We start from the raw sequence: 14,359 nt of genomic DNA, 5'->3' as shown, positions 1-14,359 counted from the left end.
AACGCCCGCAGGTCTCAACGACCGGCGGGCGTTTGTGCTATGGGAGAGCCAGGATGACCAATTTCGCACCCTCGATGGATTTCGCGCTGGGCGAGACGGCCGACGCGATCCGTGACACCACGGCCCGCTTCGCCGCCGACAAGATCGCGCCGATCGCGGCCAAGATCGACGAGACCAACGAATTCCCGCGCGACCTGTGGGTCCCGATGGGCGACCTCGGCCTGCACGGCATCACCGTCGAGGAAGAGTTCGGCGGCCTGGGCCTGGGCTATCTCGAGCACGTGATCGCCATGGAGGAGATCTCCCGCGCCTCGGCCTCGGTGGGCCTGAGCTACGGCGCGCACTCGAACCTGTGCGTCAACCAGATCCGCCGCTGGGCCACGCCCGACCAGAAGCAGCGCTACCTGCCCAAGCTGATCAGCGGCGAGCATGTCGGCTCGCTGGCCATGAGCGAGGCCGGTTCGGGCTCTGACGTCGTGTCGATGAAGCTGCGCGCCGAACAGAAGGACGACCGCTACGTCCTGAACGGCACCAAGTTCTGGATCACCAACGCCCCGCACGCCGACACCCTGGTGGTCTACGCCAAGACCGGCGAGGGCAGCCGCGGCATCACTGCCTTCATCGTCGAGAAGGGCATGAAGGGCTTCAGCGTCAGCAAGAAGCTGGACAAGATGGGCATGCGGGGTTCGGACACCGCTGAGCTGGTGTTCGAGGACTGCGAGATCCCGGAAGAGAACGTCATGGGCCCGGTCGGCGGCGGCGTCGGGGTGCTGATGAGCGGCCTGGACTATGAGCGCGCCGTGCTGAGCGCTGGTCCGCTGGGCATCATGCAGGCGTGCCTCGACATCGTCCTGCCCTATGTCCGCGACCGCAAGCAGTTCGGCCAGGCCATCGGCTCGTTCCAGCTGATGCAGGGCAAGATCGCCGACATGTATGTGGCCCTGAACTCGGCCCGCGCCTATGTCTACGCCGTGGCTCGCGCCTGCGACGCCGGCAAGACCACCCGCTTCGACGCGGCCGGGGCTATCCTGATGGCGTCGGAAAACGCGGTGAAGGTGTCGCTGGAAGCCATCCAGGCCCTGGGCGGCGCCGGTTACACCAAGGAATGGCCGGTCGAGCGCCTGCTGCGCGACGCCAAGCTGTACGACATCGGCGCGGGCACCAACGAGATCCGCCGCTTCCTGATCGGCCGCGAGCTGATCGGGGCCTAGGCCAATGAAAAAGGGCCGCCCCGATTGCTCGGGACGGCCCTCCATCGTCGTGGCCGCTTTCGCAGCGCGTGACTTAGAAACCTTGGGCGTTCAACGCCTAGGCGGAGACCTCACTCGTAAGGCTCCAGGTCACGACTTGCGACCGCGGTTGGAGACAATGAGACACTGGTCACCTCCTTTCAGTTGGTTGAACACAACAGTCAGCATATGGGGCTGATCGCGCGGTTGAAAAGAGGAAACCGCGCGCGACGCGACGTCGCAGCGTCGAATGATCAGACCGACAGCAGCTTGAGGCCCACCAGGATGGCCGCCCACAGGACGAGGGCCGCGCCGACCGCGATGGGACGGTTGAAATTGAATCGACGAACGTTGGTGGCCGGGCCAGATGGGCCGTTCGGCGCCAAGTGAATGCGCGTGGGCATACCGCGTGAATCCTTCCCTAGTAGCCCCTCTGTCGGAGACCTGACTCGAACCGTATGATGAATCTTCGCGTATAGGAAGAATTCTTCACATAGGCGCAGGTTGCATGGCTTGGCGCGATCAGTTGGGAAGGGATTCGCATGGCCAGCTGGGACCCGGATACCTACGCTCTATACCGCCGATACCGGGAGCGGCCGGCGTTTGACCTGCTGACCGCCATCCCGCGCGATCTGGACCCGCTCGACATCTGGGACCTGGGCTGCGGCCTGGGCGAGCAGGCGGCCTTGCTGGCCGCGCGGCATCCGCAGGCGCGGGTGAGGGGGCTGGATTCCAGTCCCGACATGCTGGAGCGAGCCAAGGCCCTGCAGACGCGCGTCGAGTGGATCCTGGGCGATATCAAGGGGTTCGCGCCGGATTCTGCGACCGACCTGATCTTCAGCAACGCCGCTCTGCAGTGGGTGGACGACCACGCCATGTTGATCCCGCGCCTGGCCGAGAGCCTGTCGCCTGGGGGTGTGCTGGCGGTGCAGATGCCGGTGGCCGACGGCCTGGGCTGGCGGGGAACGCTCACCGAGATCGCGGCCGAGGGGCCGTGGGCCAAGCACCTGACGGGCATCGAGGGCGTGCGCCACGCCAATGCGCCGGAGGACTACTACGCCTGGCTGGCGCCGCTGTGCCCGGACGTCGATATCTGGACCACGACCTATTTGCACGCCCTGCACGGCCAGGACCCGATCGTCGACTGGACCATGGGCACAACGCTACGGCCGTACCTAGACGCCCTGCCGGACGAGGCCAAGACGCCGTTCCTGGACGCCTGGCGCGCGCGGCTGGCACGGGACTATCCACGCCGCGAGGACGGCGTGACGCTGTTTCCGTTCAAGCGGCTCTTCATCGTCGCGCGGAGGGGCTGAGCCCGGCACGTTTCTCTGCGAGGCTGGGTCGGCGGCGCAGCTCGGTGACCGGGGCGTGCAGGCCCTCCAGCGCGAAGCTGGCGGCGACGTAGCCGGCGCGGACGGCGGGCTCGAAGGCGCGCCAGTCGCGGATGTCGATGCCCTCCAGCTTGGGCGTGATCAGCACGTCGGAGGCCTCGCGGGCGGCCGCCAGGTCGCGGCCGGTGGTCACCGTGGCGGCGCGCATCAGCAGGGCCACGATCGGCGGGCCCTTGCGCCACTCGCCCGAGACGATCCAGCTCCAGATCGACGGCGGCCGATAGACGTCCTCGGCGGTGATGCTGCGGCCACGGGTGACGTCGACGCCGACGATCGGCCCCAGCTGGAACGAGCGCATGACGTCGGCCGGGAAGTTCTTCATCACCGCCCCGTCGACCAGCACCGCGCCGTTCTCGGTGGCCGGCGGCAGCACGCCGGGCAAAGAGATCGAGGCCCTCAGCGCCGTCTGCAGGTCGCCGGTGCGATGCAGTTGGTAGGCGCCTGAGGTCAGGTTCGACGAGACACAGAAGAACGGCAGCCACAGGTCGCTGATGTCGACCGTGCCGAAATGCTCGTCCAGCCGCGCCTTGACCTTCTCGCCCCGGGTCATGGCGATCAGGGGGAAGGCGATGTCGTCCAGTGGGCTGGTGTCGACGAAAGCCTTGCGGATGCGGTGCTCCAGCTCGCCGTCGTCCCAGCCCATGGCGATGCCGGCCGCCACGATCGCACCCATCGAAGCGCCGCCGACGAAGTCGATCGGGATGCCGCGCTCGCGCATCGCCTGGATCGCGCCGATATGGGCATAGGCCCGCGCGCCGCCGCCGGAGAGCACCAGACCCACCGATTGGCCGGTCAGCACCCGCGCCAGCCGCTGCATGTCGGCCACGCCGTTCTCGCGCAGATGGAACAGGCGCGCGGCCTGGGTGGCCTCGACCCAGGCGGCCGAGCCGACCGGGCGCGCGGCGGTGGCCGACTGCAGCAGGATCAGATCGACCAGCCGCTGAGCCTGCAAAGGTCCCGAGGCGTATGAGGGAATGCTGGCGGGCGGCGCGCGGTCGCCGCGTCCGATCCGGAACAGCCGGTCCACCTGGCGGCCGACCACGTGTTTCCAGGCGGTCTCGTCAGCCTCGGCGACATAGAGGACGAAGTCGTGCTCGCGCTCGACATTGCTGAACCACTCGGTCGGGGCCAGCAGGGACTCGCCGCCCTCGACGGTGACGGAGTAGCCGAGGTGCTCGATGCAGCGGGCCAGGCGCTCGACGATCGGCCGGATGGCCGCGCCGGCCTCGACGGCGATGAAGCCGAACACCGAGGGATCGCCGATCGCCGCATGGGTCTGGGCCTGGCGGGCGCGGCGGATCATCAGCCGCGACAGCTCCAGCATCACGGTCGGATCTTCCTCGGCCGCCTCGAAGAAGTCCTCGCGAGGCAGGGCCAGGACCTCGCTGTCGCGCAGGGCGACCATGTGGGCCGAGTGGGGCGTGCCGCCGACCAGGGCCATCTCGCCGGCCGGCTCGCCGGGACGGATCACGCCCAGGAACTGCGGCTCCTGGCCTTCTTCCCGGCGGAAGGCGCCCAGGCGACCGGTCTTCAGGAAATAGAGATTGTCGGCGTCTTCGCCCGGCTCGAACAGCGTCGCCCCGCCAGGCAGGGAGAACCACGTGGCCACGCCGGTGCGCCGCTCGCGGGCGAACAGGCGCGCCAGGGCCGAGTCGTCGGGCAGGGGCGTTTCCACGGCGCGGACGCTAGCTGGTTCGGGCAGGCTTGACCACGGGGGCGGGTTCAGGCGCAACTGTTGATCTCGAACTCGAAATGTCCGAGAACGGATTTGGCCCGGAATCTTTCTCTTCGGGGTCCAAAAAACTACGACTTCCGGGATAGGGTGGAAGAGGCTAAGCGTCGGTCATGCCGAAGTTGAACTCCGTTATCGACGCGTCCGCTGACGCTTTCGCCCGTAACGCGGCCCATAACCGCGCCCTGGCCGACGAGCTGCGCGCAAAGGTCGCGGAAGCGGCCCTGGGCGGTCCCGAGAGCTCGCGTGAGCGCCACGCCTCGCGCGGCAAGCTGCTGCCCCGCCAGCGCGTCGAGCGCCTGCTGGACCCGGGCTCGCCCTTCCTGGAGATCGGCCAGCTGGCCGCCTGCGACCTCTACGGTGGCGAGGCCCCGGGCGCGGGCATGATCTGCGGCATCGGTCGGGTGTCGGGCCGCGAGGTGATGATCGTGGCCAACGACGCCACGGTGAAAGGCGGCGCCTACTTCCCGATGACGGTGAAGAAGCACCTGCGCGCCCAGGAGATCGCCGCCCAGAACCGCCTGCCGTGCGTCTATCTGGTCGACAGCGGCGGCGCGAACCTGCCGCACCAGGCCGAGGTCTTCCCCGACCGCGACCACTTCGGCCGCATCTTCTTCAATCAAGCCCGCATGAGCGCCGTGGGCATCCCGCAGATCGCCTGCGTCATGGGCTCCTGCACCGCCGGCGGCGCCTATGTCCCGGCGATGAGCGACGAGACCGTCATCGTCCGCAACCAAGGCACCATCTTCCTGGCCGGCCCGCCGCTGGTGAAGGCCGCCACGGGCGAGGTGATCAGCGCCGAGGAACTGGGCGGGGCCGAGACCCACGGCCGTCGCTCCGGCGTTGTGGACCACGTGGCCGAGAACGACGAGCACGCGCTGGAGATCGTTCGTTCGATCGTGGCGAACCTCAACACCACCAAGCCCGACCAGCTGGTCCTGACCGAGGGCGAGCCGCCGCTGTACGATCCCGAAGAGATCTACGGCATCGTCCCGACCGACGTCCGCGCGCCCTACGATGTGCGCGAGGTCATCGCCCGCATTGTCGACGGCAGCCAGTTCGATGAGTTCAAGGCGCTGTACGGCACGACCCTGGTCTGCGGCTTTGCCCGCATCTGGGGCCAGCCGGTGGCGATCCTGGCCAATAACGGCGTGCTGTTCAGCGAGAGCGCCGTGAAGGGCGCGCACTTCATCGAGCTGGCCTGCAAGCGCAAGATCCCGCTGATCTTCCTGCAGAACATCTCGGGCTTCATGGTTGGCGGCAAGTACGAGGCCGGCGGCATCGCCAAGGACGGCGCCAAGCTGGTCACGGCGGTCGCCTCGGCCGAGGTGCCCAAGTTCACCGTCCTGATCGGCGGCAGCTTCGGGGCCGGCAACTACGGCATGTGCGGCCGCGCCTACAGCCCGCGCTTCCTGTTCACCTGGCCCAACAGTCGCATCTCGGTGATGGGCGGCGAGCAGGCCGCCAGCGTGCTGGCCACCGTCCACCGCGACGCCGCCAAGTGGACGCCGGAGGAGGCCGAAGCCTTCAAGACGCCGATCCGCCAGCGCTACGAGGATGAGGGCAATCCGTACCACGCCACGGCGCGGCTCTGGGATGACGGCATCATTGATCCGGCTCAAACCCGTGACGTCCTGGGTCTGGCCATCTCGGCCTCGCTGAATGCGCCGATCCCGGAGACGACCTTCGGCGTTTTCCGAATGTAGCGCTTCAAAAGGACCCGCCATGACCAACCCGATCGCCGACCCCATCGTTGAAGTGACCGACACCGACGCGATGACCCCGCTGGTCCACATCGACAGCACGCCCGACGGCGCGGTCACCGTGTGGATCAACCGGCCCGAGAAGAAGAACGCCTTCAACGCCGAGACCATCGCCGGCCTGCGCGAGGCCTTCGAGACCCTGCATGGCGCCGAGGGCGTGCGGGTGGTGTTCCTGCGCGGCGTGGGCGGAGCGTTCAGCGCCGGCGCCGACCTGGAATGGATGGGCGCAGCCGTCGAGTGGGACGAGGACGACAACCGCGACGACGCTCTGGGCCTGGCCCACATGCTCAAGGCCCTGCACGACATCCCAGCCCTGACCGTGGCCCTGGTCGAGGGCCCGGCCTTTGGCGGCGGCGCTGGCCTGGTGGCCGCCTGCGACCACGCCATCGCCCTGATCGACGCCAAGTTCTCGTTCTCGGAAGTGAAGCTGGGCCTGACCCCGGCGACCATCAGCCCCTACGTGATCCAGGCCCTGGGGCCGCGCACGGCCAAGCTCTTGTTCGCCACCGGCCGGGTGTTCGACGCCGACGACGCCTGGGGCTACGGCCTGGTCGACGAGGTGTTCGAGGACGTCGCCAGCCTGGAAGTCGCCCGCGACGCCCTGATCGAGGAAATGGCCCCCTGCGCGCCCGGCGCGATCGGTGACGCCAAGGCCCTGGTCAACGACTTCGCTGGCCAGAAAATCGACAAGGGCCTGATCGAGGAGAGCGCCAAACGCATCGCCCGCCGCCGCGTGTCGGAAGAGGGACAAGAAGGCGTGCGCGCTTTCCTGGCTCGTCGTAAACCGTCCTGGGCTGAATAGACTCAATCAGGGGGCGTGGGGTGGTTACAGGCGTTGAATTGGAAGCGGCGGCGGCGGACTCGGCCGCCGGGCTGGTCGGGCATCGGAAGAAGCCGTTCACCCACAAGGGCGAGCCCTGCAAGAACTGCGGGGCCACGCTCGAGGGCTGGTACTGCCATGACTGCGGCCAGAATTCCGACACCCATCACCGCTCGATCCTGCACCTGATCTGGGAGGCCATCGAGGGGATGTTCCACCTCGACGGTCGCCTGGCCAACACCCTGCCGCTGCTGTTCTTCAAGCCGGGCAAGCTGGCCAAGGACTACATGGAAGGTCGGATCGTGCGGCACGTGCCGCCGTTCCGCACCTTCCTGGTGGCCCTGCTGCTGTTCATCTTCGCGGCCGAACACGCGATCCACACCTTCCGCCACGAGCAGGAGCTGAAGGAGGAGAAGGAAGCCCAGGCGCTGATGACGCCCCAGGGGCGCAAGACTAAGGCCGACGAGATCCGCAAGGAAGCGACGGCCGATCGCAAGGAGCGCCTGGCGGACGCGACCAGCGAGCGTGACGAGGGCCTCAAGGAGGCGGGCGCCGACAAGGCCAAGATCGCCGACGAATACGCCGACGACGTCAAGAAGGCCGAGGATCGCTACGCCAAGGAAATGGCGGAAGCCGACGCCCTGCAGAACAATCCCAACGCCGGCAAGGAAGCTCTGGACCGGCTGCACAACCGCAACGCCAATGCCGCCGCGCAGATCCAGGGTCTGGATTTCCAGAGCCCCGATAAGCTGGAGGCTGGCGCGAACAAGATCGCCGAGGCCCAGGTCGGCGGTCAGCACTTCAACGTCGTCGTGCCGGACAAGAACGCGCCGGCCGCCGCCGGGCACGCCGCGCCGGAACACGCTACCGGCGGCCACGAGGCCAAGAAGACGTCCAAGTACTGGCCCCAGGAAGGCCTGGCCAAGGCCGTGGCCAATCCGGACTACTACCTGCTGGTGACGTTCGGCTGGGCTCACCGCCTGGCGGTGCTGCTGCTGCCGATCGTCGGCCTCAGCCTGGCCTTGGTCTATGTGAACAAGCGCCAGTACTTCATCTACGACCACCTGATCGTGGCCACGAACCTGCTGTCGTTCGCGTTCCTGTCCTACGCCCTGCTGTTCGTGCTGCCGCACGGCCTGCAGGCGGCCTATCTGACCATCCTGTCGCTGTGGATACCCATCAACCTCTTCCAGACCCTGCGGGGCGGCTACGGCTCCAGCATCTTCGGGGCCGTGCTCAAGACCATGATCGTCTGGCTGTTCAGCATGACCGCGTTCGGCGTGCTGGTGGGCGGCCTGATGCTCTTCACCCTTTCCCAGATGTAGGTTCCGCCTTGCTCTCCTCCGTCCTGATCGCCAACCGCGGCGAGATCGCCCGACGCATCATCCGCACCGCCCGCGAGCTGGGCGTGCGGACGATCGCCGTCTATTCGGAAGCCGACGCGAACGCCCCGTTCGTGCTGGAGGCCGATGCGGCGATCCTGATCGGTCCGGCGCCGGCCAAGGAGAGCTACCTGGATCCCAAGAAGATCTTGGCGGCGGCGAAACAGATGGGGGCCGAGGCCATCCACCCCGGCTACGGCTTCCTGTCCGAGAACGCCGACTTCGCTCAGTCGGTGACCGATGCGGGCCTGGTCTGGATTGGCCCGCCGCCTTCGGCGATCCGCGCCATGGGCCTGAAGGACGCCGCCAAGAAGGTGATGATCGACGCCGGCGTGCCGACCACGCCCGGTTATCTGGGCGAGGACCAGTCGGTCGAGCGCCTGACCACGGAGGCCAGCAAGATCGGCTTCCCGGTGCTGATCAAGGCCGTCGCCGGCGGCGGTGGCAAGGGCATGCGCAAGGTCGACAAGGCCGACGACTTCGAGGCCGCCCTGGGCTCGTGCCGCCGCGAGGCCGCCGCCAGCTTCGGCGACGACCGCGTGCTGCTGGAGAAGTACGTCACCCGCCCGCGCCACATCGAGGTGCAGGTGTTCGGCGACACCCACGGCAACGTCGTCCACCTGTTCGAGCGCGACTGCTCGCTGCAACGCCGCCACCAGAAGGTCATCGAGGAAGCTCCGGCCCCCGGCATGGACGAGGCCACCCGCGCCGCCGTCTGCGCCGCCGCCGTCAAGGCCGCCCAGGCGGTGGGTTATGTCGGGGCCGGCACGGTCGAGTTCATCGCCGACGCCTCGGAAGGCCTGCGCGCCGACCGCATCTGGTTCATGGAGATGAACACCCGTCTGCAGGTCGAGCACCCGGTCACCGAGATGGTCACCGGCCAGGACCTGGTCGAGTGGCAACTGCTGGTCGCTTCCGGCGAGCCCCTGCCGCTGGAGCAGGACGAGATCACCCTGGACGGCTGGGCCATGGAGGCCCGCCTCTATGCCGAGAACCCGGCCACCGGCTTCCTGCCCTCGACCGGCAAGCTCAAGCACTTCCGCCTGCCCGAAGGCGATGTCCGCGTCGACAGCGCGGTGGAGGAGGGCGGCGAGGTCACGCCCTTCTACGACCCGATGATCGCCAAGCTGATCGCCCATGGCGCCGACCGCGAGGACGCCGCCCAGCGCTTGGCCGAGGCCTGCGCCCTGGTCGAGGTCTGGCCGGTCAAGACCAACGCCGCCTTCCTGGCCAAGTGCGCCAGCCATCCGGACTTCGTCGACGGCGCCGTCGACACCGGCTTCATCGAGGCCCGCCTGGACGAGCTGGTCGAGCGCAGCTTCAGCGACGAGCTGGCCATGGCCGCGATCGGCTGGCGGCTGGACAGCTTCCTGGAAGCCGAGGCCCGCCGCGATCCGTGGGAAAGCGCGCCGTCCAAGCTGCTGGGCTTCCGCATGAATGCCCCGCGCGCGCCGATGCATCTGCCGATGTCGGCCGATGGCAAGGCCATGCCGCTGCAGGTCGCCCTGATCGGCGGCGGCAGCGAGGACTGGTCGTGGGATATCCGTCACCAAGACGGCTCGACCTTCGACGAGGTCACCCGCCTGCCGACCACCTACGGCAAGGGTCCGATCCAGGTGTTCGAGGGCGGCGATGTCCAGACCTTCGACTTCGAGGCCCAGGTCGGCGGGTCCGGCGAGGGCGCGGCCTCGGACGGCGCGATCCTGTCGCCGATGCCGGGCAAGATCGTCTCGGTCGCCGTCGAGGCTGGCCAGGCGGTCACTAAGGGCCAAACCCTGCTGACGCTGGAGGCCATGAAGATGGAGCACGCCCTGGCCGCGCCGTTCGACGGCGTGGTGGCTGAGCTGACCGTCGTCGCCGGCGGTCAGGTCAGTGAGGGCGTGGTGCTGGCGCGGCTTGAAGCCAGCGCCTAGCGCGCCTTGCAGGTCATCGGGACCATCCGGCCCACGGTATAGGTGACCTCGTCGCCCTTGCCGCGGATCGAGTGGGTGGGCGTCTCGTACCGGACGCCCGACGCCGCCGGCTTCTGCGGCAGCACGATCGCGGCGGTGCCATCCGAGCCGATGATGCTGGCCTGGCCTTCGGTGTAGACCACCGTCAGGTCGGGTCCACGATCACAGCCATAGGTGACGCGGTGCTCCTCAGGGGCAGGCGGCGCCTTGGAGGGAGCGGTTGTCGCGCAACCCGTGACGAGGATCGTCGCGAGTCCCAGGGCGATCGGCTTCAGCATTCAGGTCTCCTATCGCGTCCGCGTGCACAGGACGTCGGCCAGATACACGCGACCAGCCACGGTTTCTTGTCGTTCGTAAGACGCGGCGGTCCAGCCGCGTCCCTGACAGAAGCGGTCGGCCGCCTCGGCCGCGCAGGCCGCTGTCGCCTGACGACAGGTGGGAACCCGGCCGCCGCGATCGCTGGGCTGCGGGAAGAACTCGGCGCTCATGCCGCGCAGGGATTGGTTGTTGCCGGGCGGGCCGGGAGGGGCGGGGCCTTGGCGAGCAGGGCGGGCCGAGTTGACCGTCCAGGCGATATTGCCCTGATCCTTGTCGACGGTCTGGCAGCGACCCTGGTAGCGCGCGCCGGTGCAGATCTCCCAAGGCCCCCCACGACCCAACCGAGCGCTGCGGATGGTGAACGGGATACGCGCGTTCTCCCGAGGACCGTTCACCGTGAACGACTGACCTCGGAAGGCGATCTGACTGTAGAAGGTGATTTCACCGGGCCCTTGCGCCGAGGTCGGCATGGGCAGGAGCAGCGGCGTCAGAGCGAGCCAGGTCAGAGACTTGAGACGGGCCATGATCATCTCCTGTGAGGGGTGACGACGATCTGGATTCAAGCTGTTCGGATCTGGTCGAGACCATAGTCCTTTTGGGACGTGCTCACCACCACGTTAGGCCCCTCGTTAGCCCTACGCCGGCGTTCACCATTTTTGGAAATGATTAACCGCAAACCTTGGCCGTTCCTTAGGGCTTAGGCGCGATAACCATCCTCACAAGTTTGGTTCGCTTCCAGAAGGAATTAGGTGGGTATGAAACTCTCGATCGCTTTCGCCGCGGGTATCGCTGGCAGCTTCTTCGTCGCTCAAGCCGCTTCGGCCGCCGGTGGTTTCGAAGACCAGATGGGCCGCTGCCTGCAGCAGTTCGCCAACACCCGTGACGCCGCTCAGGTGATGCTGGAATGCAATGCCGCCGACGGCAAGCTGTCGGACTGCAAGGTCGTCGACAACAGCGCCGGCGGTAAGGGTTTCGACAAGGCCGCCATGTGCATCGCCGAGAAGCTGCCGATGGGCGCCAAGACCGGTTCGGTGAAGGTTCCCTTCCGCTTCCCGGGCGGCGCGTAAGCTTCTACGCTTAGCGTCATCCTCAAGGCCCCCGCCGGTTCGCCGGCGGGGGCTTTTGCGTTTTCAGAGCAGGGTTCGCTGCGCCGGTTCGGCCGGGGCGGGCTCGAGTGTTTCGCCCCTTCGGCGCAGCTCGGTCTCGGCGCTGAAACGCAAGGCCGGGTCGCGCTCGCGGGCGAAGGCGCGCAGGGCCTCGTCGTCCAGGCGCCGCCAAGGTTTGCCCCGGTCCGGCCCGGTCGGCACGCGGGGTAGGAGGCCGGGCTCGGCGCTCCAGGCCAGCAGTTGCTCCAGCGAAGCTTCGTTCAGCATGTCGCGCAGATGATGGGCCGTGACATAGGCGTCGGGCAGGGCGCGATGGGCGGGCAGGCCCAGCTCGTGGACCAAGCCTTCGGGCATGCGCTGATAACGCAGCATCTGGTTGGAGAAGCTTTGCAGCTGCGGCCATAGCCGCAGAGCGCATTTCCAGGTGCAGATCCAGGCCGCGCCGCCGGTGTGCCGGGGCGTGCAGTAGCGCTGCTCGAACGCCGCGCGGTGGGCGGCCAGGGCCAGGACGCCGCCTTCGGGCTTCAGCACGCCGGGCGCGACAGCCTTCCAGAACGGCGCGTCGGCGACTTCGCTGTCCAAGATGTGGTGCACCGACATGGTGTCGGCCGGGATCGGGTGGCCCGGATTGACCAGGTGCGCGCCGCGCTCGTCATCGAGCCGCCAGCGGCCGTCGGCGTCCTGGACGACGTCCTGCCAGCCGATCTCGCAGACATCGTTGGGGCCGGAGCCTGCGGTCTCGAGATCGATGACGCGGACGCGGGGTGGGGACATGAAGGGATAATGGGGCCGGATCGTCCGCGATCCAACATTCCGCCCAAAACAGAACCGCCGCTGCGGACGGCCCCCCACAAGGCGTCCGTAACGGCGGTGTCGGGCTCTGAAGCCCCCCTCGCGCCCCCACAGAAACGCGATGGCCGCAGTGGATAACGCTGTCATGCGGACGTCGACGGGTTTCACCCATCGGGCGAGCGTGGAGGTCACCTCCGTGTATCAGCGCCTGTTGCCTTGCTGGGCCGGCGCGCTATCTACCGACCCATGGCGTTGCACATCATCAAGCTGGTCGTCGGCTGCGAAACGATCGACGATCTCCTGGCCTGGCACCAGGACAAGAGCCAGCCCTGGGTCATGCACACCCGCATGACGCCCAAGCGGATCGACGAGGTCCTGGACGGCGGCTCGCTGTATCGGGTGTTCAAGGGGCAGATCCTGTGCCGCCAGACGATCCTGGCTATCGACACCATCGGCGAGGGCGCGGCCTCGCGCTGCGAGGTGACCGTGGATCCGCCGATCATCCGCGTCGCGCCCCAGCCGCGCCGGGCCTTCCAGGGCTGGCGCTACCTCAAGCCCGAGGACGCGCCGCCCGACCTGACCGCGAGCGAGGCCGCCGACCTGCCGCCGGATCTGGCGAGGCAGCTCCGCGAATTGGGCGCCTGGTAGAAAACTTTCTGGCGAGCTGTTAGCGTTTCAGCAACTGAGGCGAGTGTCATCTTGCCGCAGGGGACTGTGGAGGGATGACGATGAAGGCCGGTTTTGCCGCCTTGGGCGTGGGGATGCTGTTCGTGGGCCTGATCGCCGGCCTCTTGATCGCCCTCAGGCCAATCTAACTACGCAACGGCCATGTTGTCGATCAGCCGCGTCTTGCCCAGCCACGCGGCGACCAGGATCCGACCCTTGGCGTCGCCGATCGCGCCAGGACCCAGGCGCGACAGGTCGCTGGCTTCGCGCACTTCCACATAATCGACCTGACCAAAGCCGGCCGCCTTCAGGGCGGCCGTCGCCTTTTGCTCGGCCTCGTCGATGCGGCCGCCGGCGGCGACTTCTGCCGCGGCGGCCTTCATCGCGGTGGGCAGGGCCACGGCGGCGGCGCGCTCGTCCGCCGACAGGTAGGCGTTGCGCGAGGACAGGGCCAGGCCGTCCTGCGCCCGCGCCGTCGGGGCGCCGATGATCTCGATGGGGATGTCCAGGTCGCGGGCCATGCGCTTGACCACCTGCAGCTGCTGGTAGTCCTTCTCGCCGAACACGGCGACGTCGGCCTGGCTCTGGATGAACAGCTTGGCCACCACGGTCGCCACGCCGCCAAAGAACTGCGGGCGCGCCGCGCCTTCCAGCGGTTCGGAGACGCCCGAGACGCTGATCGCCGTGGCGAAGCCGGGGGCGTACATTTCCGCGCCGTTGGGGGCGAACAGCAGGTCACAGTCGACGCTGGCCAGCTTCTCGACATCGACGGCCTCGCCGCGCGGATAGGCGTCGAAGTCCTCGTGCGGGGCGAACTGCTTGGGATTGACGAAGATCGTGGCGATCACCCGGTCGGCGTTCTGCTGGGCGATCTTGATCAAGGACAGGTGACCCTCGTGCAGGGCGCCCATGGTCGGGACCAGGGCCACGCGCTGGCCGGCGGCCTTCCAGGCGCGCACGTGCTCGCGCATCTCGGCGACGGTGCGGACGATGGTCGGGCTGCTCATACTGAAGGGCTCCACGCGGACAGGCCCGGCTTATGACCTCGCGGTCCTTTCAGGTCCACTATCCCTTGCGGGAACACAATGTCGGGGGTGCGACAATTATGCCTGTGGATTGAACCGGTTGACCCGGTAGGGCGCTGGTAACATCGTGTTAACCTTCAGTCCAAGGTCGCGCCGAGTCGCGACGCATCGAGGATCGAG

At 67.8% G+C, this 14,359-nt stretch carries 15 protein-coding genes and 1 pseudogene; 9 read left to right on the top strand and 7 right to left on the bottom strand.

What is annotated here, in order from left to right; all coding sequences use genetic code 11:
- The first annotated feature begins 53 nt into the window (after window positions 1–53).
- Window positions 54–1,211 (top strand): isovaleryl-CoA dehydrogenase, encoded by a 1,158-nt coding sequence (locus tag AC1RRR_RS08695; RefSeq protein WP_492812259.1) that lies wholly within the window; start codon window positions 54–56, stop codon window positions 1,209–1,211.
- Between the two features lie 97 nt (window positions 1,212–1,308).
- On the opposite strand, the pseudogene AC1RRR_RS08690 reads toward AC1RRR_RS08695, so the two are convergent.
- Both AC1RRR_RS08690 and AC1RRR_RS08685 read right to left on the bottom strand, forming a co-directional pair.
- Window positions 1,309–1,394, bottom strand: a pseudogene (locus AC1RRR_RS08690) (hypothetical protein).
- 89 nt (window positions 1,395–1,483) lie between these two features.
- Window positions 1,484–1,633: a hypothetical protein gene (locus AC1RRR_RS08685; protein ID WP_492812257.1), complete on the bottom strand. Its 150-nt coding sequence runs from the start codon at window positions 1,631–1,633 to the stop codon at window positions 1,484–1,486.
- A gap of 138 nt (window positions 1,634–1,771) precedes the next feature.
- Between AC1RRR_RS08685 and AC1RRR_RS08680 the strand changes: the two genes are divergently transcribed.
- Window positions 1,772–2,545 (top strand): methyltransferase domain-containing protein, encoded by a 774-nt coding sequence (locus AC1RRR_RS08680; protein ID WP_492812255.1) that lies wholly within the window; start codon window positions 1,772–1,774, stop codon window positions 2,543–2,545.
- On the opposite strand, the gene AC1RRR_RS08675 is transcribed toward AC1RRR_RS08680, so the two are convergent.
- Window positions 2,523–4,298: a patatin-like phospholipase family protein gene (locus AC1RRR_RS08675; RefSeq protein WP_492812253.1), complete on the bottom strand. Its 1,776-nt coding sequence runs from the start codon at window positions 4,296–4,298 to the stop codon at window positions 2,523–2,525. The genes AC1RRR_RS08680 and AC1RRR_RS08675 overlap by 23 nt on opposite strands.
- Before the next feature lie 170 nt (window positions 4,299–4,468).
- Here AC1RRR_RS08675 and AC1RRR_RS08670 point away from each other — a divergent pair, with 170 nt between their 5' ends.
- Genes AC1RRR_RS08670 through AC1RRR_RS08655 form a run of 4 tightly spaced genes read left to right on the top strand, consistent with a single transcriptional unit; the run spans window position 4,469 to window position 10,233 of the window.
- Window positions 4,469–6,061, top strand: a complete 1,593-nt coding sequence (locus AC1RRR_RS08670) for a carboxyl transferase domain-containing protein (protein WP_492812251.1) — start codon at window positions 4,469–4,471, stop codon at window positions 6,059–6,061.
- A gap of 19 nt (window positions 6,062–6,080) precedes the next feature.
- Window positions 6,081–6,920: an enoyl-CoA hydratase-related protein gene (locus AC1RRR_RS08665; RefSeq protein ID WP_492812249.1), complete on the top strand. Its 840-nt coding sequence runs from the start codon at window positions 6,081–6,083 to the stop codon at window positions 6,918–6,920.
- Window positions 6,921–6,940: 20 nt separating this feature from the next.
- Window positions 6,941–8,263, top strand: coding sequence for a DUF3667 domain-containing protein (locus tag AC1RRR_RS08660; RefSeq protein WP_492812247.1), 1,323 nt, complete (start codon window positions 6,941–6,943; stop codon window positions 8,261–8,263).
- Window positions 8,264–8,271: 8 nt separating this feature from the next.
- Window positions 8,272–10,233 carry an acetyl/propionyl/methylcrotonyl-CoA carboxylase subunit alpha gene (locus tag AC1RRR_RS08655; RefSeq protein ID WP_492812245.1) on the top strand — a complete coding sequence of 654 codons (1,962 nt, stop codon included), beginning with the start codon at window positions 8,272–8,274 and terminating at the stop codon, window positions 10,231–10,233.
- Here the strand turns inward: AC1RRR_RS08655 and AC1RRR_RS08650 are convergent.
- Both AC1RRR_RS08650 and AC1RRR_RS08645 read right to left on the bottom strand, forming a co-directional pair.
- Window positions 10,230–10,550 carry an MliC family protein gene (locus AC1RRR_RS08650; RefSeq protein ID WP_492812243.1) on the bottom strand — a complete coding sequence of 107 codons (321 nt, stop codon included), beginning with the start codon at window positions 10,548–10,550 and terminating at the stop codon, window positions 10,230–10,232. The two genes, AC1RRR_RS08655 and AC1RRR_RS08650, sit on opposite strands and share 4 nt — an antisense overlap.
- Before the next feature lie 9 nt (window positions 10,551–10,559).
- The gene (locus tag AC1RRR_RS08645) at window positions 10,560–11,114 is read right to left on the bottom strand and encodes a hypothetical protein (protein ID WP_492812241.1); all 555 of its coding nucleotides are present in this window, start codon (window positions 11,112–11,114) and stop codon (window positions 10,560–10,562) included.
- 231 nt (window positions 11,115–11,345) lie between these two features.
- On the opposite strand from AC1RRR_RS08645, the gene AC1RRR_RS08640 reads away from it, so the two are divergent.
- Window positions 11,346–11,657 (top strand): energy transducer TonB family protein, encoded by a 312-nt coding sequence (locus AC1RRR_RS08640; RefSeq protein WP_291872229.1) that lies wholly within the window; start codon window positions 11,346–11,348, stop codon window positions 11,655–11,657.
- A 63-nt stretch (window positions 11,658–11,720) separates the two neighbouring features.
- On the opposite strand, the gene AC1RRR_RS08635 is transcribed toward AC1RRR_RS08640, so the two are convergent.
- Window positions 11,721–12,470 carry a DNA polymerase III subunit epsilon gene (locus AC1RRR_RS08635; protein WP_492812239.1) on the bottom strand — a complete coding sequence of 250 codons (750 nt, stop codon included), beginning with the start codon at window positions 12,468–12,470 and terminating at the stop codon, window positions 11,721–11,723.
- A 264-nt stretch (window positions 12,471–12,734) separates the two neighbouring features.
- Here AC1RRR_RS08635 and AC1RRR_RS08630 point away from each other — a divergent pair, with 264 nt between their 5' ends.
- Both AC1RRR_RS08630 and AC1RRR_RS08625 read left to right on the top strand, forming a co-directional pair.
- Window positions 12,735–13,136 carry a DUF1489 family protein gene (locus AC1RRR_RS08630; protein ID WP_492812237.1) on the top strand — a complete coding sequence of 134 codons (402 nt, stop codon included), beginning with the start codon at window positions 12,735–12,737 and terminating at the stop codon, window positions 13,134–13,136.
- A gap of 80 nt (window positions 13,137–13,216) precedes the next feature.
- Window positions 13,217–13,303, top strand: a complete 87-nt coding sequence (locus AC1RRR_RS08625) for a hypothetical protein (RefSeq protein WP_143324455.1) — start codon at window positions 13,217–13,219, stop codon at window positions 13,301–13,303.
- Here the strand turns inward: AC1RRR_RS08625 and panC are convergent, their stop codons facing one another.
- Window positions 13,304–14,161, bottom strand: a complete 858-nt coding sequence (panC, locus tag AC1RRR_RS08620; protein WP_492812235.1) for a pantoate--beta-alanine ligase — start codon at window positions 14,159–14,161, stop codon at window positions 13,304–13,306.
- Window positions 14,162–14,359 lie beyond the last annotated feature (198 nt).

It is taken from the genome of Caulobacter sp. GW821-FHT12D05 (assembly GCF_058807295.1).
Note: the sequence above shows the minus strand (reverse complement) of the source record. Positions and strands in the feature narration are given on the sequence as shown.